Annotated in this window: 11 protein-coding genes; 2 read left to right on the forward strand and 9 right to left on the reverse strand. The window is 40.6% G+C overall.

All coding sequences use genetic code 11. The annotated features are described in order from the left end of the window. Positions 1-76: 76 nt before the first annotated feature. Genes H6G08_RS34630 through H6G08_RS34650 form a run of 3 tightly spaced genes read right to left on the reverse strand, consistent with a single transcriptional unit; the run spans position 77 to position 15,240 of the window. Positions 77-4,069 (reverse strand): type I polyketide synthase, encoded by a 3,993-nt coding sequence (locus H6G08_RS34630; protein WP_190551499.1) that lies wholly within the window; start codon positions 4,067-4,069, stop codon positions 77-79. Continuing rightward, entirely contained in the window at positions 4,059-8,963 is a 4,905-nt protein-coding gene (locus H6G08_RS34635; protein ID WP_190551502.1) for a type I polyketide synthase, read from the reverse strand. Before H6G08_RS34635 ends, H6G08_RS34630 begins: the two co-directional genes overlap by 11 nt. Next, the gene (locus H6G08_RS34650) at positions 8,956-15,240 is read right to left on the reverse strand and encodes a non-ribosomal peptide synthetase (RefSeq protein ID WP_242046405.1); all 6,285 of its coding nucleotides are present in this window, start codon (positions 15,238-15,240) and stop codon (positions 8,956-8,958) included. The genes H6G08_RS34635 and H6G08_RS34650 overlap by 8 nt, the downstream gene beginning before the upstream one ends. Positions 15,241-15,300: 60 nt before the next feature. Here H6G08_RS34650 and H6G08_RS34655 point away from each other — a divergent pair, with 60 nt between their 5' ends. Continuing rightward, positions 15,301-15,546: a hypothetical protein gene (locus tag H6G08_RS34655; protein WP_190551504.1), complete on the forward strand. Its 246-nt coding sequence runs from the start codon at positions 15,301-15,303 to the stop codon at positions 15,544-15,546. Between the two features lie 271 nt (positions 15,547-15,817). On the opposite strand, the gene H6G08_RS34660 is transcribed toward H6G08_RS34655, so the two are convergent. The 4 genes from H6G08_RS34660 to H6G08_RS34675 form a co-directional block, all read right to left on the reverse strand. Then, on the reverse strand, positions 15,818-17,158 hold the full coding sequence (locus H6G08_RS34660) for an MFS transporter (RefSeq protein ID WP_190551506.1): 1,341 nt from the start codon (positions 17,156-17,158) through the stop codon (positions 15,818-15,820). 241 nt (positions 17,159-17,399) lie between these two features. After that, a complete protein-coding gene (locus tag H6G08_RS34665; RefSeq protein WP_190551508.1) occupies positions 17,400-17,795 on the reverse strand; it encodes a DUF1636 family protein in 396 nt (131 codons plus the stop codon). 4 nt (positions 17,796-17,799) lie between these two features. Further along, positions 17,800-18,846: an iron-siderophore ABC transporter substrate-binding protein gene (locus H6G08_RS34670; RefSeq protein ID WP_190551510.1), complete on the reverse strand. Its 1,047-nt coding sequence runs from the start codon at positions 18,844-18,846 to the stop codon at positions 17,800-17,802. Between the two features lie 149 nt (positions 18,847-18,995). Further along, a complete protein-coding gene (locus tag H6G08_RS34675) occupies positions 18,996-21,638 on the reverse strand; it encodes a TonB-dependent siderophore receptor (RefSeq protein ID WP_190551512.1) in 2,643 nt (880 codons plus the stop codon). Between the two features lie 1,288 nt (positions 21,639-22,926). Here H6G08_RS34675 and H6G08_RS34680 point away from each other — a divergent pair. Further along, entirely contained in the window at positions 22,927-24,051 is a 1,125-nt protein-coding gene (locus tag H6G08_RS34680) for an RNA-guided endonuclease InsQ/TnpB family protein (RefSeq protein ID WP_190551514.1), read from the forward strand. A 36-nt stretch (positions 24,052-24,087) separates the two neighbouring features. On the opposite strand, the gene H6G08_RS34685 is transcribed toward H6G08_RS34680, so the two are convergent. Together H6G08_RS34685 and H6G08_RS37260 are read right to left on the reverse strand one after the other, a co-directional pair. Further along, a complete protein-coding gene (locus tag H6G08_RS34685; protein ID WP_190551516.1) occupies positions 24,088-26,487 on the reverse strand; it encodes a helix-turn-helix domain-containing protein in 2,400 nt (799 codons plus the stop codon). A gap of 120 nt (positions 26,488-26,607) precedes the next feature. Next, positions 26,608-26,873: abortive infection family protein (locus tag H6G08_RS37260; protein ID WP_390626951.1), on the reverse strand; the 266-nt coding region annotated here is incomplete at its 5' end.

The raw sequence follows: 26,873 nt of genomic DNA on the forward strand, positions 1-26,873 counted from the left end.
ATTAAGCGTTCTGGATATGGATTTAGAAATTTTGAAAACTTCAGAATTAGATGCTTGTTAAATTGGGCATAGACTATTAGTTTAGCATAACAAGTAATGAAGAACCAGCATTTTTTAATTTTGGTCGGGAATGCTGAGTAGATACATTAGCTTTGGGAATAGTATTTTTCTCAGTAAATGCGGCTGAGGCAGTTGCTTGAGCTAAAATTATATGGTCTGTAAAAGGTGCAAATTCTGAGAATGCTATTACTTGTTCAAAACCATGAGATTTGAGTTCTTGTTCCCATTTTTCTTGTGATAAAAAGGGATTGCACATATTACGCTGGCTTTGTGCATCTGCTATTGGATTCATTAGCAGCGCGTCTATAAATTCAAATTCTAGCCTGGGTTGAGTTGTTTCCCAAAATAGTAGTAAACCGCCAGGTGCAAGTAAAGAACGAAGTCGTTCGAGAGTTTCGCCAATATTTTTAGAAACATGCAGCACTTGAAAAGCTACGATAAGATCAAAGCTGTAACTTGAGTATCCTTGTGCTTGTGGCGATCGCTCAATATCTAATAATCCATATTCTACAAATGGATAATCGCTAAATTTCTTTTTGGCTGCGTTGAGAAAAAACCCTCCTACATCAGTAAAGGTATATTTTGTTCTCTCTTGTGGCAGCATCGGTAATAATTCAGCAGTCCCTGTACCAGTTCCACCACCAATTTCTAGAATTCTCAGATTTATATCTGATGGTAATGCTTTTAACAATTGTTCTAAGCATACTCCCATGATGGAGTTATAGTACTGTTGTTGCGGTAATTGTTGAACAGAAAATTCTCCTTCTTTAAATAAGGTGGAAACATGAAACTCTAATGGTTCTTTGTCTCCAGTTAACAACGCCACCATATTTTCACCATAAAGTTGTAGTAGCTCTATTTGTTGTGGCGTATCTGTCCATTTGGCTTTAACTTCTAGTAATAGCTGGTTAACAAATTCTGCGGAAATTGGGGATAAATTGGCAAACAATTCTTGGGCTTTATTTAACTTACCTTGCTCTACTAATATTTCCAGCCATCGATTTAATAATTCTTTGTAGGTAGGAACAATTTGAGATTCTGCAATCAATTCATCTAAAGAATACTGACGTTCGGGATTTTGAAAAACTCCTAATTGTGATATTGCCAGATGAATATAAGCAATGCAAAGGCGATCGCACCATTGTTTCTTTTCTTGGAAAATTTGCGCGTCCAAGTTTGCAGCACCCATAGTAGCTTGGCGTTTACCTGCTGCTACTAGAGATTGCCAAAGCGCTGATGTAGACTTGGTTTGAGGCGTTATTTCTCCAGATGATAATTTTTGTGGTTCAATCCAATATCGTTGTCGCTCAAAGGGATAGGTTGGTAAGGGAAGGCGAGATCGATGCTCATGGTGATGAAATCTCGACCAATCTATGTTGACTCCCTCTAGCCATAGTTGCCCTAAAGTATTCAATATAAAAGCAATATCTGACTGTTGCTCGTAGGCATAGCGGAGGGAAGATAACACCACCAAATCATCGCCAGCAATATTATCTAAACATTGCTTTGCCAAGCTGCTTAATGCTTGTCCTGCGCCTACCTCTAATAAAATTGGGCTGTGCTGTTGCCATAATTGCTGTAATCCATCTGCAAAGCGCACTGGTTGACATAGATGCTGTGTCCAATAGCCGGGATTTGTGGCTTGCTCGGCTGTAATCCAGGTTCCCGTAACGTTGGATAGATAAGGGATTTGCGGTGGTTGGAGATTGATGGTTTGTACTAGTTGGGTGAAAGAATCAGCGATCGCACTCATCATGTAAGAATGAAAAGCGTGTGATGTTTGCAATTGACGACAAGCTAAACCCTGGGCGCGTAACTTTTGCGATAATTCCTCTACAGCTTGGGTAGTTCCCGCCACTACACATTGAAATTCGCCATTAACTGCTGACAGCGAAAGGTTTTCATTTAAGTAAGGTTGGACTTGTTGCTCTGTTAAGGGAACCGCTAACATCGCTCCCCCTGGTAACTTTTGAATCGCTTGCGCCCTAGCAGCCACCAGAGCGATCGCATCTTCTAAAGATAATACTCCTGCTAAGGTTGCTGCTACATATTCACCAATGCTGTAACCAATCATCGCTACAGGACGAATTCCCCAAGACATCCATAATTGAGCTAAAGCATACTCAACAGCAAATAACGCCGGCTGAGTCAAATAAGTTTGGTTAAGTTTCTCTGTAGCCGGATCGATTGCTTGAGTATCGCGCCCCAACATTTGACGTAAATTAATACCCGGCTTCTCATTGGTGACTGCTTGGGGTGCTGAAGAAGGAGGATAAATAACTTGTTTGAGGTCAACACCTAAAAGAGGTTGAAATAGGGCAAAACAACGGTCAAGATGTTCGCGAAAAGTCGGCTCTAATTGATACAGTTCCCCAGCCATATTAATATACTGAGTTCCCAACCCAGTAAACATAAAGGCGATAGGGCGTTGATTTGTTTCTTGATTGTTCCTCAAGACTCTTTGGGGACTCTGGAGAGCAATTATGGCATCTTCAATATCTCGACAAACAACCGCACGCCGATGGGTAAACGGATGACGACCAACTTGTAATGTATAAGCTACATCTGCCAGGTTCAATTCTGGATGCTGTTGCAGATGCTTCACTAAATTTACCGTCGCCGTCTCTAAAGCCGATTCAGTTTTGGCGGAAAGTACCAATAATTCATGGTTTCTCCCCTGCTCTCTGCTCCCTGCTCCCTGCTGTAAAAAGGGTGCTTCTTCCAAAACAACATGAGCATTAGTCCCCCCAAGACCAAAAGAACTGACTCCAGCACGGCGGGGTGTGTTATTTGTTTCCCATTTACACAGTTGAGTATTTACGTAAAAAGGGCTATTGGCAAAGTCTATCTCAGGATTAGGTTCTTCAAAATACAAACTAGGCGGTATTTGTTGATACTTAAGAGCCAGAGCAGTTTTCATTAAACCTGCTACCCCAGCTGCTGTATTTAAATGGCTCACATTTGGTTTAACTGAACCAATCGCACAGTAACTTTTTTTATCAGTTTTGGCACGGAATACCTTTTCTAAGGCGCGAATTTCAATGGGATCGCCAAGAGCTGTACCTGTACCATGAGTTTCAATATAAGTAATTGTATCAGGTTCAAAAGATGCGATCGCTTGAGCTTCGGCAATTACTTCTGCTTGTCCGGTGACACTTGGAGCTGTGTAGCTGACTTTTACTGCACCATCATTATTAATCGCTGAACCTTTAATTACTCCATAAATATAGTCACCATCGGCGACAGCATCTTCTAATCTCTTGAGAACTACAATACCTGCGCCTCTACCAAAAGGGCCGCCAGTAGCTTTAGCATCAAAAGCACGAGTGTGCGCATCACAAGAAGCCATTCCTCCAGCTTGATAGAAATAACCCTCTACTTGGGGAAGGTGAATTGCAATACCTCCAGCTAGTGCCATGTCACATTGGTAACTCAGCAATCCCCGACAAGCTAAATGAACAGCGACTAAGGACGTAGAACAAGCTGTACCAACATTCACGCTAGGCCCTTTTAAATTCAGCTTGTAAGCAACTCTTGTAGGGATAAAGTCTTTATCATTTCCCAGAGTAACTTGCAGATTTAGCGATTTCAATAGATCGGGGTGTGAAGCCAGATTGTAGAACAAATAAGTGCTTAAATTTCCCCCTGCATATATACCAGTTAAGTTATTGTCAGATTTCGGATTATAACCAGCATTTTCTAATGCTTCCCAAGCACACTCTAAAAAAATTCGCTGCTGAGGATCGAGAATTTCAGCTTCTCTAGGAGAAAAACCAAAAAATGCAGCATCAAACATCTCAATATCTTCTAGCACAAACCCAGCTTTTACATAGTGAGGATCTTGCAAATAAGCAGGGTCAACACCTGAAGCTAATAACTCTTCATCATTAAAGTAGGAAATAGACTCAACACCATCACACAAGTTTTGCCAAAATTGAGCGACGTTTTTAGCACCAGGAAATCGGCCAGCCATCCCAATAATAGCTATACCTTTTAATTTATCTTCCATGTAATCTCCTTCTTTGCTTAATTAACTGTGCTTCTTCTGCAATTGCGGCTTCTTGCTTCTTGGCGCGGTCTTGTGCTTGCTCAAAAGCTGCTTGTTCATTATTTTGTCGGCTGAAATATTCTGCTAAGGCATTGATGGTGGGATATTCAAATAATTCAGCTGTTGAGATATCGCAGTTTAAGGTAGCCTGCAATTTACTGCGTACCTGTACCATGAGGAGTGAATCGCCGCCTAGCTCAAAGAAGTTGTCGTGGATACCTACTTGTTCGCTCCCCAAAAGTTCTTGCCAGATAACAGAGATTTTTTGCTCGATTTCATTTTTAGGAGCAATATAGGCACTACTCAGTTCTGGTCTTGAATAGGTTGGTTTCAAAAAGTTATCTTTATTTGTAGCTTCTGCTATAGATGAGCTATTGAGTAGATGCAACTTGGCTTGAAGGAGTCGAAAATCATAGGTTGATACCAGAACTTGGGAAAAAGTATTCGCCAAAATCCGGTTGAACGCTTCTACCCCCTCAGTAGGTAATAACCCTTGCTCAAGTAGTTTTTGTTGATATGCTTGGGCTGGTGTGACAGATTTTTTAGACTTTCTAGAACTAGAAGCTACGGGTACTGTTGTATTTTGGCTTTCTCTAGCAGTTAGAGAATTTTTTTCAACTAACCCTCTCTCTTTCTCTTTATTATCCGTAATACTTTGAGGTTTGCGAATATCCTCGCTCTGTGTGGATTGCTTGACTACAGCAGCAGCCATACCAACCTCTTGCCAAGCAGACCAGTTGATAGCTACGGTGAATATACCATCCCGATTGGTCTTATAGTGAGCAAAAACGTTAAGAAAAGCGTTGGCGCTGGCGTAATCTACCTGTCCAAATTCGGCTTGGATAGCAGTCATTGAAGAACATAAGATAAAGAAATCTAGCTGAGTGTCCTGAAAAATCCTATTAATAACTAGCGTTCCCTTGACTTTAGGTGCCAGAACATTTGCTGTCATTTCTGGCGTTTTTAGCTGAATGACTCCACCTCCTGGAATGCCTGCGGCGTGAATTACACCATTGAACTTACCAAAATGTTCTTCTGCTTGAGCGATCGCCCAATGCATTTGTTCTTGGTCGGTAACATCAGCAGTCGCTACCAAAATCTCTGCACCCAATTGTTCGAGTTCTTGCAGTTTTTTAATCTTGCAGCTAACACTATCTTGCTCATCATGAGCATTCAGCCACTCTGACCATTTGTCTTTTGTCGGAAATGTCGAACGTCCTGTAAGTAGCAATTTCGCTTGAACGGTCTTTGCCAGATGCTCTGCCAGTACTAGCCCAATACCTCCCAAGCCACCAGTAATTAAATATACACCTTTTTCTTTTAATTTTGGTATTTTTCCTGAGTTTGGCTCTAATTTAACAGGTTCAAATTCTTGTATCCAGCGATGATTTCCTCGATAGGCAATAACTGAGTCAGCAGATTGAATTTCTAGTTCGCTTAACAACTGGTCTATAAGTTTTGCTTGTTGCCAAGATTGATTTGAGGGAATGACAACATCAATACTGCGACAATTAATATTTGGATACTCTTTTGCTATAACCTTCACAGGCCCCATCACAATTGCCTTTTCGGGACACAGAATTTCGTCTCCAGTCACTTCCTGCATATTGTTGGATATGACAGCTATTTGCAGTGGCTTGCTAAGGTTCTGTTTCCCTAATGATTGAGCGAGAAATAGCAAACTGTAAAATCCTAAATCTTCTGCTTTGCTAAGTGTCTCTGGATTTAATTCTATGTTACTAACAGACGTGACATTCCATAAATGCACAATTGTGTTTGGAAATTTGTTTTGTGCTAAAAGCTCTTTAACTAAAGCATCATAGTCATCTCGTTGTTGAGGATTTAATGTATATTTGCTATTACTTATTTTTCTCAACTTTGAGCCAACGCTAACAGCGATCGCATTTCGACCTTGCAGTTGCAATCGTTTTACTAATTCCTCACCCAAACCGCACTCATCGGTAAACACAAGGGTACAAGACAAAAGCGAATTTGCACTTTTGGGCTTTGCAGGTAATGCAGAGCGTTTCCATGATGGGACGTAAAACCAGTTAGCAATGTCTGGTTTTTTACCTGGTAAAGAGGCGATCGCTTTCTGCGTACTAGCATTAACAGTTGGCGCTGGTTTTTGCTCGTGAATCCAATAACGCTGACGCTCAAAGGGATATGTTGGTAGGGGAAGACGATAACGACGCTCGTTGGCATAAAATCCCGACCAATCTATCTGTACTCCATATAACCAAAGTTTGCCCAGTGCGGTCAGTAAGAACGCCACATCTGACTGTATTTCTTGGGGATGGCGTAACGAACATAATCCTACGACATCTGAATGTTTTTTCGCCAAAGTACACAAGCTGCGTCCTGGCCCTACTTCTAAGAAGATACGATTTGGCTCTTGCTGTAATGTAGAGATACCTGCGGCGAACTGCACAGTTTGTCGTAAATGTTTTGCCCAGTAGTTAGGATCTGTGGCTTGCTGTGCTGTTATCCAGGTTCCCGTAACGTTGGAGATAAAAGGAATTTCGGGAGGATTGAGTTTAACTTGTTTAACTTCCTTGATAAATGGCTCCATAATCGGTTCCATCATCGCCGAATGAAAGGCATGGGAAGTATGCAGACGGCGAGATTCTACACCTAATGCTGTCAGTTTTTGATGAATTTCATCTACAGCTTCATGGGTTCCGGAAACAACGCATAAAGAAGGAGCATTATTAGCAGCTAAAGATAAATTTTCATTTAGTAAAGTTTTAATCTCTGCTGGCGATCGCGAAACTGAGAGCATAGCACCTGCGGGAAGTTGTTGCATCAGTCGCCCACGTATAGCAACCAAAGCCAAAGCATCTTCTAGGGAAAATACACCAGCAAGACAAGCTGCGACATATTCGCCAATACTATGACCAATCATCGCACTAGGGGAAATTCCCCAAGACATCCATAACTTAGCTAAGGCATATTCAACTACAAATAATGCAGGTTGGGTGATAGCAGTTCGTTGCAGCTTTTCGGTTGCGGCTTTTGAATCAGATTCATTGGGATAAATAACTGTTCGCAAATCTAACCCTAAATGAGGTTGCAGCAATTGACAACACAAATCTACCTGCTCCTTAAAGATAGGCTCAGTTTGGTAAAGTTCTTTACCCATATCTACATACTGAGCGCCCTGTCCGGGGAACATGAAGACGATGGAGCGATCGTTATTTTCAACTAAGCTCGTAGCAATTCTTTCGGGATCTCGGAGTTGCAAGGCTTTAGTTGCATCCTCGATATTTTGACAAAGTAATAGGCGACGATGATTAAATTCAGCACGCCCAACTTGTAGGGTATAGGCAATATCTGCTAAGTTCTCATCGGGATGTAGTTGCAGGTAATTAGCTAAATTTTCTGTCGCCGTTTCTACCGCTGATGCGGTTTTGGCAGAAAGAACTAACAGATGTAAAGCACGTTCATTTGTATTTTTTGAATTTTGAATTTTGAATTTTGCGGAAAGTCTGAGCGGAGGTTTCCTCCGATCAGAACTTTCCAAGAGAGAATTTTGAATTTCTCCTGGTGCTTCTTCTAGAATGACATGAGCATTAGTCCCACCAATACCCAAAGAACTCACACCGGCACGGCGAGGAAAACCATTAGTTTTCCATTCTGTCAATTTTGTATTAACGAAAAAGGGGCTATTTGCAAAATCAATTTGAGGATTGGGTTGCTCAAAATTTAAGCTGGGTGGTATTTGCTTGTGTTTCAGAGACAAAACAGTTTTAATCAGTCCAGCAACGCCGGCGGCGGCATCCAAATGACCGATATTTGTTTTCACTGAACCGATCGCACAAAAGCCTTTTTTCTGGGTACTGCTACGAAATACTTGAGAAAGTGCGCCGATTTCAATGGGATCGCCCAAAGTTGTACCTGTACCATGAGCTTCGATATAGCTAATTGTCTCAGGTTCAACACCTGCAAGCATCATTGCTTCGGCTATCACCTCTGCTTGACCATTGACGCTAGGGGCAGTGTAGCCAACTTTACCAGAACCATCATTATTGATAGCTGAACCTTTAATGATAGCATAAATGCGATCGCCATCTGCTAAAGCATCACTCAATCGCTTGAGAACCACAACTCCTACACCATTACCAATAGTTGTACCCTGAGCTTTAGCATCAAAAGCACGACAATGACCATCAGGAGAGAGCGTTCCTCCCTGTTCGTACAAATAACCTGCTTTTTGGGGAACATGAATAGAAACCCCACCAGCCAAAGCCATATCGCATTGGTAATTCAACAAACTTTGGCAAGCAAGTGTAGTTGCAACTAATGAGGTGGAACAAGCTGTTTGGACTGTAATGCTTTGGCCTGTGAGATTTAATTTATAAGAAACACGAGTTGTGAGGAAATCTTTATCGTTACCAATTACTGCTTGATAACATTGGGCTGAACCCAGGCGATCGCGGTTTAAATCTACGGAATAATAGTTATTCAGGCTAGCACCAGCATAAATGCCAATCCGACTTGTATATCTATGAGAATCATAGCCAGCATTTTCCAAGGCTTCCCACGCACACTCTAAAAAAATCCGGTGTTGGGGGTCAGTAACCTCTGCTTCTCTATGATTAAAACTAAAAAATGCCGCGTCAAATAAATCGATATCTTCTAATATGGCACCGGCTTTTACATAATTGCGATCGCCAATAGCTTCCGGATTCATCCCCTCTGCTACCATCTCTTCATCGCTGAAGGTGGAAATTGACTCTATTCCATTGGATAAATTCTGCCAAAATTCTGCAAGATTTTTCGCTCCTGGAAAACGCCCTGACATCCCAACTATGGCGATTCCTTCGAGAGCATCATTATCTATAGTACTAACCATGATTTTTTCTACCTTGTTTGCTCAATAATTGCTTTTGGCGCTTGATAGCCTCAATTTGCTTTTGAGCGCGATCGCGTGTTGACTGAAGAGAAGGTACATCCTCTACTTTCTGACTTAAATACTGCGCCAGCGAGCGAATAGTCGGATATTGAAACATGGTTACTACTGATATATCTCGCTGCAAAATTGCACGCAGTTTGTTATTAACCTGAGCCATTAATAACGAATGTCCGCCTATATCAAAGAAATTATCATTAATACCAACTTTCTCTAGATGTAGCACCTCTTGCCAAACAGCTGCGATATTTCTTTCCACCTCTGATTTTGGAGGTTCGTAAGCTGCTGCTAATGTTGGACTAAAGCCATCAGTTGCAACCAATGCACGACGATCTACTTTTCCGTTGGGTAAGAGGGGTAGTGCGTCCAATAGCTTAAAAGTAGATGGCATCATATACTCAGGCAGTTGTTTCTTCAAACTCTGCCGTACATCATCTATGAGTTGCTTTGGACTACTCCAGGTCAATTTTGGTTCGGATTCTAAAATATTTGAGGACTGCTGCTCGTTGTCAATTGGACGTACTGCGTAGACGTTGTAAAGCCATGTTTGTGATAGCAACCTGTCTTGTTCTACAATTACGTGATAACCTCGCTGCTCTAGCAGGTTTTTTAGTTGTGTTAGTCGTCCATTTGTATCGTGTACCTCAACAACAAGCTGCCGAATTTTAGACCAGTCTTCTTCATCAATACCTGCTAAAACATCTAGTTCGCTTTTCTCAACATCCACCTTCAGCAAATCAATGCATTCAAGCTGATGTTCTCGAATTATGTTTGAGATAGTTGTGAGTTGGCAAGTGAGTTTTTGGCTTGTTAAACGAGCTTCTAGCAACTCATCAATAATTTCCATTGATAAAGCAGTATTATCTTGAGCCACTGATTGCTGATTTAGCAAAAATGATTTTACAACTGCTCGTTCCTCTTCTCCATCAACAAAGCGGCCTGAAATCAGTGATAGTTGGGGATAGTAAGTAAATGTCTCTGTTTTTATCTCACTTGCAAGTCCGCAATTAAACAGTTTTACATTTAACCCATATAGCGATGTATTAATGCGTAAAGCCTCGAAGACTGGTTCAATTGGCTCAAAGGCATAAATAGCACAATTTGGGTATTGTTGACCAATAAAAAGAGTGAACATACCAATATTTGCGCCGACATCGAAGATACAGTCTCCCTCTGAAATGGTAATACCATGTTTCAAATATACCTGTTCGGCAAAGATTTCTTGATATGAAAACTCAGTTTCCTGTTTATTGAGATAGGTAATTGCCATACCATTGGGCAATTCATACCAAGACTGGTCATTTAATAATCCTTGTATTTTAAATTGAAGGAGCCGTCGTACAGCTAGTGCCTGTTTTGCATCTGGTACTAAATAAGCAGCAAGACAGTGATTTTTGAATTCATCCTCCCGCAAGATAACAGTCGCTATTTGCACCCCAGAATGTTGGTTTAAAATCGTCTCAATTTCTTCCAACTCGATACGCAAGCCCCTCAGTTTAACTTGGTGGTCAATGCGTCCCAAAAATTCGATATTTCCATCTGGGCAATAACGTGCTAAATCTCCTGTCTTGTATAATTTATTGAATTCTCCATTTTCAAATGGATTAGGAATAAACTTCTCATCCGTCAAATCTGGACGGTTTAAATATCCTCTAGCCAGCCCCACACCAGCAATACATAACTCACCAGGAACTCCTATAGGCGTAGGTTGCAAATATTTATCTAAAATATACATTTGTGTATTGGCAATTGGCTTACCAATAGGAACAATTTTTCGGTTGGTGTTATGTTGGCAATTCCAGAAAGTAACATCAATAGCTGCTTCTGTTGGCCCATACAGATTGTGAAGTTCTGTATTCAGACGAGCAAAAAATCTCTCTTGAAGTTCCAAGGAAAGAGCCTCGCCACTACAAATAACTCGTTTGATACTACTACACTTTTCTAAACTCGGTTCTTCCAGAAAAACTTGCAGCATTGAAGGAACAAAGTGAAGCGTAGTAATTTTTTCTCTAGCAATTAGTTCCACTAAATAACTACTATCTTGATGACCTCCCGGTTTAGCTACAACTAATTGCGCTCCTGTAAATAGAGTCCAGAAAAATTCCCAAACTGAGACATCAAAACTAAAAGGAGTCTTCTGTAAAACCCGGTCAGATTCAGTTAATTGATAAGCATCTTGCATCCAAAGCAAGCGATTGCTCAAGCCTTGGTGAACATTCATGACTCCTTTCGGTTTTCCTGTAGAACCAGAAGTATAAATTACATAAGCAAGACTTTCTGCTTTGACATCGCTACTGGGATTATCTGTACTTTGATGTGCAATTAATGTTTGCCAATCGGTATCTAAGCAGATAACCTGAGCTTGGGATTGAGTTTCTAAAGAGGTTAAATTTGTTAGCTCTGTAACCAGATGTTGTTGAGTTAGTAGCAACAGAACTTGAGCATCTGCCAGCATAAACTGCAAGCGTTCTTGAGGATACGCTGGGTCGAGGGGTAAATATGCACCACCAGCTTTTAAAATGGCCAATATCGCCACTACCATTTCCACAGAGCGCTCCATGCAAATACCAACAATAACATCCGGCTTGACACCTTGGTTTTGCAAATAATGTGCTAGTTGATTTGCTTGCTCGTTTAACTGGCGATATGTAAGTTGCTGATTTTCAAATACTAAGGCCACTGCATTTGGCGTTCTTTTCACCTGCTGCTCAAACAGATGATGAATACAAAGATTATCCGAATAATTTTTATTTGTATTATTCCATTCAACTAGTAACTGATATTCCTCTGCTGGGGTCAATAAGGAGATTTTTGTAATACTAGAGTCAGGTTTAGCAATAATACCTTTTAGTAGAGTTGCATAATGCCCCAGCATCCGTTTGATAGTCTCTACATTAAATAAATCAGAGTTGTACTCGATAGTTGTAACTAACTCTTGCTCTCTTTCTTCTACAAACAATGTCAAATCAAACTTAGAAGCACCGTTATAAGTTTCGTTACAACTGATAGATATACCTGCAACTTGTGGTGTCGGAATACGAATATTTTGGAGAACGAATACAACTTGGAACAGAGGATTATAACTGAGGTCGCGTTCTGGTTTCAGTTCTTCTACTAATTTTTCAAAAGGTAAGTCTTGATGGCTATAAGCTTCTAAAGCTGTTGACTTCACTCGTGCTAGTAACTGCTTAAAACTAAGTTCGCCAGAAAAGTCTGTACGCAGTACTAAAAAATTGACAAAGAATCCAATTAATGACTCAATTTCTGCTTTGTTACGATTGGCTATGGGCGAACCAACTACAATATCAGTCTGACCTGTATAGCGATATAGTAAAATTTTGAATGCTGTCAGCAAGGTCATAAATAAAGTTACTCCCTGCTGACGGCTCAAATTCTTTAATTCTTTTGTCAGAGTTGAAGAAATAACTAATTTCTCTTGAGCGCCGTTGAAAGTTTGAATTGGCGATCGCGGTCTGTCTGTTGGTAAATTTAGTAAAGGCAGTTCGCCCTGCAACTTTTGTTTCCAATAAGTTAATAATGATTGAGTGCGTTCGCCTTCAAGCCATTTTCGTTGCCAATTGGCAAAATCTCTATACTGAACCGTTAATTCAGGAAGTGGCAAAAGTTTGGCTGTAGAGAATGCTTCATATAGTGCAGCTAGTTCTTTAATCACAATACCAATAGACCAACCGTCTGCAATTATATGATGTATAGTCACTAATAATTGATAAAAATTATCATCTAATTGTAAAATTTTACTACGCAAAAGCGATTGACCGGACAAATCAAATGGCTGCTGTGCAAATTCTATAGCTAAACGTTGTGCTTGTTGGGTGCGCTCGCTTTCTGATAAGGAACGCAAATCTTCAACCGCCAAAGTTAAAGGTACAGCTTGGTTGATGACTTGAACGGGTTGTTCATCTATCACTGTAAAACTTGTGCGTAATACTTCGTGTCGTCTAATAATTTCGTTCAGACTGTCCTGTAAAACTGTTAAGTTAACACAACCTTGGAGGTTAATTACTATAGGAATATTATATGTAGGAGTATTGGGAGTTAGCTGATTAATAAACCACAATCCCTGTTGAGCAAAAGATAGGGGATAGGTAGACGTATTAGATATATTTCTCTGTTGTTGAGTAATGGATAGGGAGGATAATCCATCTATGGTCATTTGAGCAAGTATCTTTGTAATGAGCGATCGCACGCTCATCCCTTCAAAGAAGTATGCTACAGATATATCTACTTCTAAATCAACTTCAATCCGGTTCTTGATTTCAAAGACTTTTAAAGAGTCAAGTCCCATTGTAGTTAATGGTTCTTGCGGATTGATATCATCTGATGCGACAGACAATACTCTCGCCAAGAGTTCAATTATGTATGCTTCTAGAGTCGTTTGACATTCGTTTGGAGAGAGTGCCAACAGTTGAGAACGTTGTAAACGAGTTTCGCTCTTGGCGGTATCGCTAATTTTGAGAATATCACTAGCAACTACATTTAATTCGTCATTCTGGAATTGAGAGCTTGTTGCCCGTCGTTGAATTTTACCACTAGAAGTTTTGGGTATACTTCCCGGTTTAATTAAAACCACTGCATAAACTTGTACTTCATGCTCTTCAGTCACCCCTTGACGAATAGCATTGACTACCTCTGCTAAATTCGGTTTGGCGCGAAACTCTAATTCTTGGACGATGACTAGCTTTTCTTCATTGTCAATTTCAACTGTAAATGCAGCGCTAGCACCAGCACGTAAGGATGAATGGCTGCGTTCGCAGGTTAATTCTATATCTTGTGGGTAAAGATTGCGACCTCTAATAATAATTAAATCTTTAGCTCTACCTGTAATAAACAGCTCTCCATCCTGCAAAAAACCTAAATCTCCCGTTCGCAGAAAAGGCCCTTCTCCTGTATCTGCTAAATAAGCTTGGAATGTCTCTTTTGTCTCTTGCTCTCGATCCCAATAACCTTGCCCTACACTCAAACCAGATACCCAAATTTCCCCAATTTCATCGGGTTGACAAGTCTTCAGCGTCTCTGGATTAGTAATGACTACTTTCTGTTGCGGGATAACTCGACCACAACTAATAAATTGAGATATATTCTCATCTGCAACAGATGCTTCGACGAAGCGATTACATTCTAATGCAGATTTATTAATTGTTTTTACTAATGGTGCGGTAGCCTTATCTACACCTGACACCATCAGGGTAGTTTCCGCCATCCCGTAACATGGATAAAAAGCCTCTTTCCGGAAACCACATTCTGCAAACGCCTCTGCAAAACGTTGTAAGGTATCGTAACGAATAGGTTCCGCACCATTAAATGCTACATTCCAACTACTCAAGTCAAGAGTTGCTTTTTGTTCGGGAGTGATTTTCTGGACGCATAAATCATAGGCAAAATTGGGGCCGCCACTGGTTGTCCCTTGATATTGGGAAATTGCTTGCAACCAACGATATGGACGTTGGAGAAAGGCAGCAGGAGCCATAATAATGCAAGGAAAACCCCCATATAAAGGTTGCAATATCCCACCAATGAGACCCATGTCATGATACATAGGCAACCAGGTCACAAATTTACTATCTGCGGAATGCTCCATAAATTGACAAGTTGTCTGAGCATTGTGCAGCAGGTTACCATGACTAATCATCACACCCTTGGGCGTACCTGTAGAACCAGAAGTATATTGCAGAAAAGCGAGGGTATCTCTATCAATATGTGGTTTTTGCCAATTATCTTCTAAACCCTCCGTCAGATTATCTGTAGTTAGCCATTGCAATGATTTACTATCAGTCTTTGCTGTCATTAGAGACTGGACTGTTGAGAAAAGTTCTCTTGTTGTCAGTGCGATCGCAGCTTGAGCATCATTAGCTATTGCTGTGATTCTGGGTGTATTGCGTTGATTTCGCGGAGGATATGCAGTTACCGCCACAACTCCTGCATATAAGCATCCAAAAAAGGCAATTAAAAAATCTAATCCCGCCGGATACAGCAGTAAAGCCCGTTCGCCTGTTAAGCCTAACCCTTGTAACCGAGCCGCAACTCTACGCGCTAGCCGATCTAATTCTTGATAGCTGAGGGTTGCTTGTTCTGTTTCCCCATCTAACAGAAATGTAAAAGCATCTCGATTTGGTTGTGTAGAACTTCTCAAACCTAATAGTTCTACAACAGTAGAACAGTTAGGTTGGCTTTGAACAGAGGAACGATCGTATTTACTCATGTTTATTAGGGGTTAGATGCTAGGGGTTAGGGGCTAGAGGCTAGGAATTTCCATACTTTTATGACTTACGCACAATCTAGTAATTCTTGGCGTTCTTGGCGTCTTGGCGGTTCAATAAATAAAGCTTTTTGGCAATGCGTCAGTCCATACTTTGTCTGGCGTTGCTTATTGGTGGGTTTGTCTCACGCAGAGGCGCAAAGGCGCAGAGAAGAAAGTGAGAATAAAGATTTTTGCAAGAGACTCCATAAAAATCAATCTTTCTATGCCCAATGCCCAATGCCCAATGCCCATTATTGGTTGAGCTAACTACCGATTTGGCGACAGTTAAGGTAGTGAAGCTTCTCTATGCAAGTTGTTCTCATTATTATTGAGAGTTATTTTTAATAAGCTGAAATTACTTTACCGAGAATTAATACATTGAAGCAATAGCTAATACATTAGTAGATGTTATGAATTAAATTTAGTGAAATAGGATATACATATACTAAATCTAAGCAATGTATTATATTTGACGCAAATTATAATTGCGACTCATTAATGTTGTATTCGGGTTTGACAAGAAGCGATCGCGAAATTTCTATTTTTCACCCAAAATCTGCGCATATTCAGTATCATGATCGGGCAAAATTCTCTCAATATCCCGCAATTGGCGAATATAAAATCCAGCACACCCAATCACTAGCATACATACAGCACAGATGACATAAAGTAGGGCTATCCCCGCACCTGCTCCCGTACCAAATATTGTTGTCAGAGTTCCAGCACGACTATTACTTGCGGTTAATGCAGGAGCAAATATTTTATCTGCTAGAGGCCCGGCAATTAAATGAGCTACTGCTGACCCAGATTGTAAAATTAATGTATAGGCAGCAAATACCCTTCCTTGAATATTAGGAGCAACTTTAGCTAACCAAATGGCGCTCTCTGAGCTACCGTTGAACGGGAAATTGAAAGAAGAACAAAACTGCGTAGGTATCCAAATCCAAGGCGTTCGAGCCAAACCAAAGATAATTTTGCTCAATCCTGCGCCAATCATTCCCAATAAAACACCGTTGATTTTCTTTTTAAAACCACCCCAGGTACTAATAATGATGGCTCCAGTCACACCGCCAAAACCAGCCGCAGCCGCTAAACTGCCCAAAATCACGGTATTATTATCGGTTCGAGCTAAAATCATCGGTGTATAGAGAGAATCCCCAACGTCATGGGCAAACCAAAACACAGATGTGACGATTAAAAGCGCGATTAAGCTTTTGCGTTCCAGAATGTAGCGAAAACCAAAGCCTAAATTTTGCCAAATCTTGGTGGGAGTTTCATCTGCATCGGTTGGGGATAGTTGAGGAATGCGAGTCAATAGTAAACTAGTCATGGCGATCGCAAAAGTAGAAATATCAATCAGCCAAATTCCTAATAAACCTATAACTTGATAAAGATATCCCGCTAAAGCGGGAGCAACAATATTACTTCCATAACTTGACAAAAATTCGAGACTGCTAGCACGGGTATAATGTTGCTTGGGGACTAATAACGATACTGTTGCGGAATAAGCTAAAGATTGAAACTGGTTAAATGTCCCAACTAAAGCACTAGCTATATACAAATGCCAGATTTCTAGGTGATTTGTGAGATACAGTAGCATCATCGTTATCGTCGTTAGCACTGCAACTGTGTCGCCCACCATCATCAGTAATTTACGATTAAAGCGGTCTATAATTACACCACTAATAGCAGCGATCGCAATTCCTGGTAACAAGCTAAAAAAGCCAACAAGGGTGAGAGTTGTAGCTTTACCTGTAATTTCCCAAGCCCAAATTGCGATCGCAAAGTTACTCATATTACTACCAATGGTAGAAACCAATTTACCTACCCAGATCGTCAAAAAATTACCCATATTGCTGGGATTTGGTGATTGTGTCATTTAACTTGTCTGTTGACTGTTAACGGTTAACTGTTAACTGTCAACAGCCCTCACGATAGATTGTGCAACTTAAAAGCAGAAAAGCTTACCTATAATCCAATACGGTTCAGTTAAGGATAAACGTAGGTTGGGTTGAGGAACGAAACCCAACATTTTCGGCGATTTGTTGGGTTTCACTTCGTTCAACCCAACCTACGCGGTTTAAGGTTTTTGACGCTAACTGAACGGTATTGATCTATAGTCAAGACTCAAGAATTTCTTGATTAATTACCGAAGGAATACAGCCAGAAAATGCAGAGTCTAACTCTTGCGGAAGCTCATCCCAGTTAACTCCTCCCAGAGGATCGTTAATATACATTTTTGTAAATTCTAATAATGCAGAAGCATTTTCTTCATCAGCAGGTAAATTGATTAGCATATATGTCGGTTTATCTGGGTGAGCAATAGCAACAACACAACCACGACAATTCCACAAACATTCTACAGGCTGAATTTTTAATTCTTCGAGAGCGAATTTTTCAGCAGATAAAGCGGTAATTTTGTCAAGTAAAATATTACCGTCATTAGGCTGATTTTCTGCTAATTCTGTTGAGGAATGGTTACAGGATTCGCAAACGAATAGCGTATATTTATTCATGGGTTTATGTATGTGACAGTAATAGAGAAGGCAATTGTTTTAATATCAAAGAATTCGCTATAGGTGCGCCGATTACGTCGCTCCAAAGGGTGTAGTCTACAAAGTAAACTTTTCCTTCTTTCCATGCTTTTGAATTGTGTAAGATGGGACTTTCAGCCCATTTTTGCTTTAGTTCAAGGAAAGGAACTGTATAATTAGATTCACCATTCCAATTATCTAGCCAGGTATTAATAAGGATAATATCTGCATCTATTTGACCAAGGGTTTCTAGATTAATTTGCGGTCTTAACCCTAGTTTTTGGACTAAATCGGCAAGAAATACAGGCTGAAAACCTATTTTTTTCAGAAGTTCATTTGTATTTCCTTGGGATATCACCTCTATGTAATTCATCGAGAGGCTACAAGCAATATTTAGCACTCGCGGATGAGTGCTGGCGAGTTGGGCTAATTGAGTCCGAACTTGAGCTATTTGTTGCTGTTGGGAAGTAATGATTGGGGAAATATTTTTCTGAGTATTTAGTGCTTTGGCGACAATTTTAATATTGTCCTGCCAGTTTTGCTCGCTATCTATAAAAACAGTCGGTGCGATCGCCGATAATAATTGATTGTCCTGATAATTTAAGCCCAAAATTAAATCGGGTTTCATCAGAGTCAGAGTTTCCAAAGAAGGGCTAGAGCGATCGCCTAAATTAATCGGCTGACTAGTGACAAATTTACCCAGGTAGGGAATCTGTTGGCTAGGGTTGTCAAATTGGCGCGATCGCACTAAAAAAGCATCAGCGTAAGCCGCAGGTTGGACATCCAGCGCTAACATCAGACTCAGCATCTTTGGATCGAGAACCGCGATTTTTTCAGGCTTCCCGCAAATCTTGGTTTTTCCGGCTGCATGTTCCACAATGCGACAATCAGCAGATAGCGATCGCCCATTTTCTAGCTTGAGGTTTTGCGGACTTCCACTATGACAAGCTGTAATGAAAATAGCTGTCAACAAAACCAAGGCCATGTATTTATATAAAATAGCGATCGCTTTGCAGCAAGTTTCCAAAAACATAATTGTGGATTCCCCAAAAATCAAGATGAGCAATCAAAAGGCTTTTATGGCAAACCCATAAGTAAATTTAGGGGCTAAAAACTGCTGGAAAACAAGGTAATACATGGCAAAAATATATTTTATTCCCTCTGCCTCCTGCCTTTCTTAATCTAGAACTGAATTGAAAACGAGCCGATAACAGTAAAAGGTGCGCCAGGATAGATGGTATTTCTGCTTTGCGCCGTCTCATAATAAGTCTCGTTGAAAAGATTGCGGAAATTCAGTGCTAACTTCCAATTATCCTGTTTGTAATAAATGGCTGAGTCTGTGCGGAAATAGCTAGGTAAAACGCTGGTATTGTCCAAATCGGCGTATCTATCGCCCACATAATAAAGTCCTAAACCAAAGCCTAAACCTTTTAAATCACCGCTTTGCAGTTCATAGGTTGTCCAAAAACTAGCCGCGTGTTCAGGAACATTAATTAAGCGATTACCCACAACAATACTGTTATCTTTCGAGGTAATTGCATCGGTATAAGTGTAGGAGGCAATGATATTCCAACCAGGGAGAATTTCGCCGCCAATATCGAATTCAATACCTCTGCTTTTCTGTTCTCCCACCTGGATGGAGAGATCGGGATCGTTGGGATCGGAGGTGATCACGTTGGTTTTGGTAATCTCGAAGGCGGCTAGGGTAGCCGAAAGTTTTTCACTAATATCTGCTTTGATACCTACTTCATATTGTGTTCCTTGTGTTGGTTTAAAAGGTTCGTTTGTTGCTGCTGAACGACTGAAAAATCTATCAGGTTGAAACGATTGAGTGTAACTGGCGTAGAGGGAAATCGGTTTAATTGGCTGGTAAACAATCCCAACACGAGGACTAAAAGCTGTGAGGGATTCTTCATTCGTTGTTTGTGCGATAAAATCTTCTTCTTTTCGTTGGAAGGCATCAAAGCGCCCACCAACCAAGACTTTGAGATTATCTGCAAAAGTAATTTGATCCTGGATATAAATCCCTAGAGTATCTCTTTGAGTTGTGTAAGCAGTGGTGCTTTCATCAGGTGTAGCCGGGAGTTCCACATCATAATTGGGATTAAAAATATCTAGCAGTATGGGATCTGCTACCTCGAATGAAGTATATTTCCAGACATTTCGTCTTAATTCCACCCCAATTAAAGGTTGATGGACAATCGAGCCTGTTGTAAACCGTCCAACTAATTCTGTTTGTAGGGTATAGATGTCTCGTTTGAATTCCTCACGACTCACATAGATTGGTGCAAACCGGTCATCAACTAGATCATAGCCACCAATAGCAGAAGTACCAGATGATTTACCAGAGACAAAGGAAAATGCATTACGTATTTGCCAATCATTGCTAAATTTATGCTCTAGTCTATAGCCAACCCGAAGATTACTATCGTTATAAACGTGAGGTAAACCAATAAAGCGACTAATAGGGACAGGCGCAGGGCGATCGCCAATTGAAGGAATCCCGCGATCAAACAGATAATCATTGTCTTGGTATTCCAAGTCAAGACTTAAGGTAGTGCGATCGCTAATATTCCAGGTAAAGACAGGGGCAATAAATGTACGTTCTAGAAAGTTATAGTCTCGAAAACTGCCAGAATTTTGATAAGCTACGTTCAACCGATACAACAGCGAACCATCATCGCTAACAGGCCCTGATAAGTCAACGCTGGAGCGATAAAAGGCATAATTACCAACATTAAATTCAGCTGAATAATATGGACTACTCAGAGGTTGTTTTGTCACTACATTTATAATTCCTCCCGGTTCAGACTGACCAAATAGAACAGAAGCCGGCCCTTTGAGAACTTCAATGCGATCGATATTTGCTGTATCTACCGAAGAGTAAAAGTCATTGTCAGAAAATCCATTGCGAAAATTTCCATCCTGACCAAAGCCACGAATATTATAGCCACCAGCATCTGTACCCCCATAGTTACCCTCTTTGCGTACACCACTGATATTCTCTAAGGCTTCTTGTATGCGCGTCGTCTTTTGATCTTCTAAAATTCGACGCGGGATTACTTGAATTGAACCCGGAATATCGCGCAAAGGTGTATCAGTTTTCGTCGCAGTGCTTGCACTCGGTACCCGATATCCGTCTTCCTCCCCCGTCACCACCAATTCAATCGGCTCATCCTGCTGCGCTGCGGGTTGTTCTGGAGTTGTCTGAATTGCTGGTGGTTCCTGTGTTTGTGGCGTTTGAGGTGTTTGTGGTGTTTCTGGAGCTTGTGCGGCTGTTGTTGCTGAAGCTACTTCAAAAATTAACCCTGCATTATCATCAAATAACTCAACCACAGGTAAAGATTTCTCACCTACCACCGTTAAACGCACAGTGTTTGCGTCACTATTCGCAACTGTTATCTCAGTAATTCCCGATACTGGGTTTTCTGAACGATAGGTGAAACTATCACCATTAGGCAACTTTAACTGCCCACCAGTAATATCTGCAATAAAATTATTACCCGTACTGCGATTGTTAACTTGCAGTTGCTCCCCTTGATTGGTTTCTAAAATTACTTCCACCCCTTTTTCGGTGGCCTTGGCTTTTACTCCTGTAATGATGACAGTAGTATTCCCTTGAGTGGGTAGCTGTACTAAATGACTGGCATTTGTCCCCGGACTTTCAATATCGCTCAGTTGAGAAAGATTTTTAGTAATTTCATCCTTTCCCAATTCCTCAGCTGTTGCCGGAGTAGAGAGTAAACAGGCGAGACTAGCAAAGCTAACTGCTAAAGGTATGGTACTTTTGGGCAACAAGCTTTGAAATAATTTATATGGCTTCATTGTTGACTTTTAGCTTCTTACCAATTGCGGCGGCAATTGTTGATTGTTTCCAGGTATCGATCAATTTGATAGGTCGATGGTGATATTTGCACCCATCAACCATTTTCATCTACTTATGAAAAATAGATGAAATATATTTTTGATTATCACTATAGGTTACGTTTTTATTAATACAATTTAGTATCAGTAAAATCGCAGTTTCCTATTTGAAATTGTATTTTCAATGATGAAAATCACAGCAATGCTAGTAAAGTTTTCACCATTACTTTTGTTTGTAAGTATAATTATTTACTTTTTACATGCAATGTACTTTATTGCTAACTATTCTCAGGATGATTATTACACGATCGTGTCTTTGAAATCAATCTCAGTCAAAGATAATAGTATTTATTGTCAATAAATTTTTACTTAGCGATCGCATCAGATCCTAGACAATCTATAAGGACGAGGCTTTAGAGCTTGGTAACCGGGGAAGGAGAAGTTTTGGCTTTAGACACAACTGGGGTAGGGTAATGTGGATCTTGATGGTAGGCGATTTGATTCCAAATCCAGTCCCGGTAGGGTTTTCATCCTAAGTTGAGCGAATGTCCCCTTGGCTTGAGCATATTAAATATTGGTAAATTTGTCCACATACCCAAAAACTCTACCCACGAGGGGATGAAGTTTGCCTCAGGGAAACTCCAAAAAATAAATTATGCCAAATTATAGGGGCGGGGTTAGCCATTGGTGTCAACTTAAGTTCTCTGGCTTACCTAACAGATCGCCCATAGGCTGTAAGCCTGGGGCTAACGTTACAAAGCCCACCTGCGTGGGCTAAATTTTCTTAGCCCACGTAGGTAAGCTCATGTTCAATTAGCCGCACCCTTCCAGGGTGACTGCGGTTTATTGGGTAAGCGAGGGGTTAGGAGTGAAGCTCAAACTCTTTTCTCCCTACCCTAGGGACTGTTTGCAAACCCTAAATTAGACTTTAATGTAGGTTGGGTTGAGGGACGAAACCCAACATTTACGTCGCTTCGTTGGGTTGCTTTCACCTCAAGCAACCTACTTTTGGAGTTTGAAAACACGCCCTAGCCCAACAATAATTATTTACCAAGAAACTGGGTCTAAAGCCCCGTCCTTCTAGGACGGCTTTTATTTAACTTACGAATTAACTCCCTGAGTACATCATTCTGGGTTCTATTTGTTTGTGCACAATATTCTACAAGCACCTGATATTCTTCCTCGGAGCATCTAATTGTTAATTTCTTCATGCCGTCATATTGCCGTTGGTTCATGGTAGAATACTAACATGAAGACACTGAAGTTTAAACTATACGCACACAAAAGAAATAGACACCTTAAGCGCACGATTAACACCGCAGGTGTGATTTATAACCATTGCATTGCCCTACATAAACGGTACTACCGGATGTTTGGCAAGCAGTTAAATTGTGCAACACTTCAGTCTCATATCGCCAAATTGAGAAAGCGTAATTTTTTCTGGCAATCAGTAGGTTCTCAAGCAGTACAAGACATTTGTCAACGCATTGAGAAAGCCTACCAATTATTTTTTAAACACAATAAGAAGGGGGTTCGTCCGCCAGGATTTAAAAAGGTTAAAAAGTACAAATCATTCACTCTTAAGCAAGCAGGTTATAAGTTTTTAGGCGGAAACCGAGTAAAAATTGGTAGCCGAGTTTATCAATTTTGGAAATCGAGAGAAATTGAGGGGACAGTCAAAACTTTAACTATTAAACGCACCCCATTAGGTGAATTATTTATGGTTATTGTGGTTGACGATGGTCATAACTCAGAAGTTGAAGTTAAGACGGGTAGAATCGCTGGCTTTGACTTTGGGTTAAAAACATTCCTCACCTGCTCAGATGGCACTAAAATTGAGTCGCCCCAATTTTTTAAGCAATCCCTAAATACTATCAAAAAAGCAAGTAAGCAGCATTCCAAAAAGCTTAAAGGCTCATCAAACAGGGAAAGAACAAGAAAGAACCTGGTACGCAAATATGAGGATATTTCCCATCGTCGACGGGACTGGTTTTGGAAGCTAGCCCATGAATTAACCAATAAGTTTGATGTCCTCTGCTTCGAGACTCTAAACCTCAAGGGGATGCAGCGACTTTGGGGTAGAAAAATATCAGACTTAGCTTTTGGTGAGTTCATGGCATACCTAGAATGGGTTGCCAAAAAGAAGAACAAATTAGTTGTTTTTATCGACCAGTGGTGTCCCAGTAGTAAAACTTGCTCAAATTGCGGTCATATCTTAGAAAGCCTGGATTTGTCGGTCAGGGGGTGGCGCTGTCCTTCCTGTCATTCAGTTAACGGTAGAGACGAAAACGCCGCACGTAATATTCAAATGGTTGGGGCATCAACCATTGGGTTAGGTGATGTAAGTCGGGCTACGCCTGCAATTACTGTTTGACCCCAGAATCCCCGCCCTTCAAGGGTGGGGAGTATGTCAAAACAAATTACTTACTCTGTTGACACCATTAGCAGTTATCAAGATTTTGGCAACTTGTTTTGGAGCATTGATTTCTGTGAATAACTGAATTGCTTGCTGAAAATAAATTTGACTAGCACTATCTTTAGCTAATTTTTGATCAGTCAAGCCCAATTGAAAATAAGCTTCTGCTAAGTCACATTTAGCGCCTATTTTATCAAAAAGCTTGATAGCTTCTGTATGATGCTCCAAAGCTAATTGATAATCTGCTTGCTGGCGATAAATTTCTGCTAGCCCGTTTAATGTTTTAGCTTTTACCTGCATGTAATGACTTGCTTCTGCAAAAGTCAATACTTGATGAAACATTTGCGTAGCTTTAGAAAAGTCGCCTAAATTCACATAAGTTTGTCCCAAAATTTGCATAAAATAAGCAAAGCTGCCATTATCTAGCAGTTTTTCATTTTTCATATTTTCATATGCTGCATTTGCTAAATCCTTGGCAGCATCAAACAATCCTAAATAGGAATTAACTAACCCTAAACATAAAGAAGCTTTTTCTGCCCAGCGATGATGTGCAGTATTTTGAGCTAGGTAAATTACTTGTTGAAATAACTCTCCAGCCGTTTCTAATTCCCACAAATCTATTTTATAAAGACCAATACTTAAAAGGGAATCTACTTCTAACATTCGCAGATAGTAGACTTTATGCTTATTTTCTGGCTGTGGTACCAGTGATTTAAGTGCTTGCTTGGCTAAAGTTATAGTCTTTTCTTGACAAGTTAACGCCTGCTCAATATTACCGGCAATCCAATATAAATCACCTAAAATATTGTATATTTCAATAATATTTTGTTCAGATTCAACATGATTTAATACTCGCTCAATGGCTGTGAGTATGGGCTGAATTAAACCCATACGATATAAGGTACTACCTAGCGGTAAAAACTGCTGCCATTGATTATGACGACTCTGGAGAATAACTTTACCCGCTAACTCAAATTCATTAATTTCTATATAGTGATAATAAGCTTCTAGAGCTTGTAAAGCATCTTGAAAAGTGGCAATTTGGGTAACGCTAGCTGTCCAAAATTCTGCGGCTTTGTGGTTAGTAATTTGCCATTCATCACTCATGCGTAAACGCGCGATCGCTTCAGCTTGAATTACCGGATGCAGCCAATATTCACCGCGATCGCATTCTACTAAGGAGCGATTTCTCAAAGAAGCTATAATCTGCCGATGTTCAGCCGGGGGAACATCCCATAATAAACAAAATACTCCTGATGCTGGAATAGTCGGTATATCTTGATAACGATAGCAACCCAAACGGCAAAGCAGACGATACCCTTGAGGATCGAGAGATTGTAGGCGGTTAATTTGACTCACGGCTAAATTTTTTAAATCCGTTGCGGCTAAAGGATCGCCATGATTTTGTTGCCAATATAGCGCCATATCACCGCCAAAATCCGCTTGTATTGCACCGCAGAGAATACCCATCGCTTTAGCATTACCGCCGTAGGTATGATGTATTTGTTGCAAAGTCGGAAGGTTAATAGTTAAACCCCGGATACTAAAAAACTTTAGCCATGCGCTTCTATCTAAACCAGGAAGGCGATAATGATGTACATTCAGTTCTGGTTCACATAGGCGATCGCGACTAGTAATTAGCGTGACAGACTTTACCCTAACATCAGCCAAAATCCGCAACAGTTCTAAATAATTACGGTGGGGAGCAATTAACCTTCCTTGTTGATCTAAAGCCGGTTCCAGATTATCAATTAATACCCCAATCCGCCGATGATGGAGTAGGCGCTTGAGTCGTCCCAAAGTTACCCCAAATTCTACCCCCGGTTCCTCACCAAAGTCTTGTTTGAGCCATTCTTCTATCACCCGTTGCGCTGAGGTGATGTTGTGAGTTTCTTTCGCCATCAACAATTCCAAAACCAACTCAAAACCTTGAGTTTGTAGATATTGCTGTGCGAGAGTAGTTTTCCCTAAACCGCCTTCGCCTTGGATGACAATTACTTTCGATCCCTGATTGACCAAAGTATTGAGGTGTGCGATCGCTTCTTCTCTACCCAAAAAATTGCTATCCTCTAGTTGATGTGGGGAAACTTGAGGTATTTTTGGGTAATCAATTAGACCAGAGATAGCCGCAGTTTTTCTGATAACCCGTTCTAAAGTAGCGCGACAATTACTTTTAGTAATCTTCTGTCGCAGGACTCGCGATAGCAACTTCCACAACTGCGAACCTACATCCTTAACGTGTCCTTCCGTACAACCGTAAGCATAGGCAATATCTAAATATTTTCTACCCAACCAAACCTGCACAAGAATAACTTTTTGCAAATCGCTCAACCGTTCCCCGGTTTGAGCAGGAATTATGGTATCTAACCATGCTAATGCTGCTTCAGCGTCCATTCTGTAGCGAAGAGGTTAGTGAAATTTGAGAACATAGATTAATCTACAATCTCCTGAACATATTTTCGGATAAGATTCTGTAAATCCTACTTTTTTCCCGACTTTTCCAACCTGGGTTGATTAAGTTAGTGCCTTCTCGGCTTCTAGCAAAAATAAAATTGTACTTGCCGTTAGATGAAGTTGATAAGCAGCAAAGTGTTGTGGAACAGCAATGGACTGAGAACCTTGACCATGACCTGCATTTTTATTTCTCACAGTAGGAATTCCACTTTCAAGATTAGAGGATGTTTGAAAAGTCGGACAGATTGTAAAAAAGCTCTCTCGGTATACGCTGTGAATAGATAGTAGACAGCACCGAGAGAGCAACATGAGTAAAGCATATCCCA

It is taken from the genome of Calothrix anomala FACHB-343 (genome assembly GCF_014696435.1).
GTDB classification, from domain to species: Bacteria; Cyanobacteriota; Cyanobacteriia; order Cyanobacteriales; family Nostocaceae; genus Aulosira; species Aulosira anomala_A.

Coding starts and splice junctions, on each gene's coding strand:
- H6G08_RS34630 (WP_190551499.1), bottom strand. CDS start 4,069: ATGGAAGATAAATTAAAAGGTATAGCTATTATTGGGATGGCTGGCCGA.
- H6G08_RS34635 (WP_190551502.1), bottom strand. CDS start 8,963: ATGGTTAGTACTATAGATAATGATGCTCTCGAAGGAATCGCCATAGTT.
- H6G08_RS34650 (WP_242046405.1), bottom strand. CDS start 15,240: ATGAGTAAATACGATCGTTCCTCTGTTCAAAGCCAACCTAACTGTTCT.
- H6G08_RS34655 (WP_190551504.1), top strand. CDS start 15,301: ATGACTTACGCACAATCTAGTAATTCTTGGCGTTCTTGGCGTCTTGGC.
- H6G08_RS34660 (WP_190551506.1), bottom strand. CDS start 17,158: ATGACACAATCACCAAATCCCAGCAATATGGGTAATTTTTTGACGATC.
- H6G08_RS34665 (WP_190551508.1), bottom strand. CDS start 17,795: ATGAATAAATATACGCTATTCGTTTGCGAATCCTGTAACCATTCCTCA.
- H6G08_RS34670 (WP_190551510.1), bottom strand. CDS start 18,846: ATGTTTTTGGAAACTTGCTGCAAAGCGATCGCTATTTTATATAAATAC.
- H6G08_RS34675 (WP_190551512.1), bottom strand. CDS start 21,638: ATGAAGCCATATAAATTATTTCAAAGCTTGTTGCCCAAAAGTACCATA.
- H6G08_RS34680 (WP_190551514.1), top strand. CDS start 22,927: ATGAAGACACTGAAGTTTAAACTATACGCACACAAAAGAAATAGACAC.
- H6G08_RS34685 (WP_190551516.1), bottom strand. CDS start 26,487: ATGGACGCTGAAGCAGCATTAGCATGGTTAGATACCATAATTCCTGCT.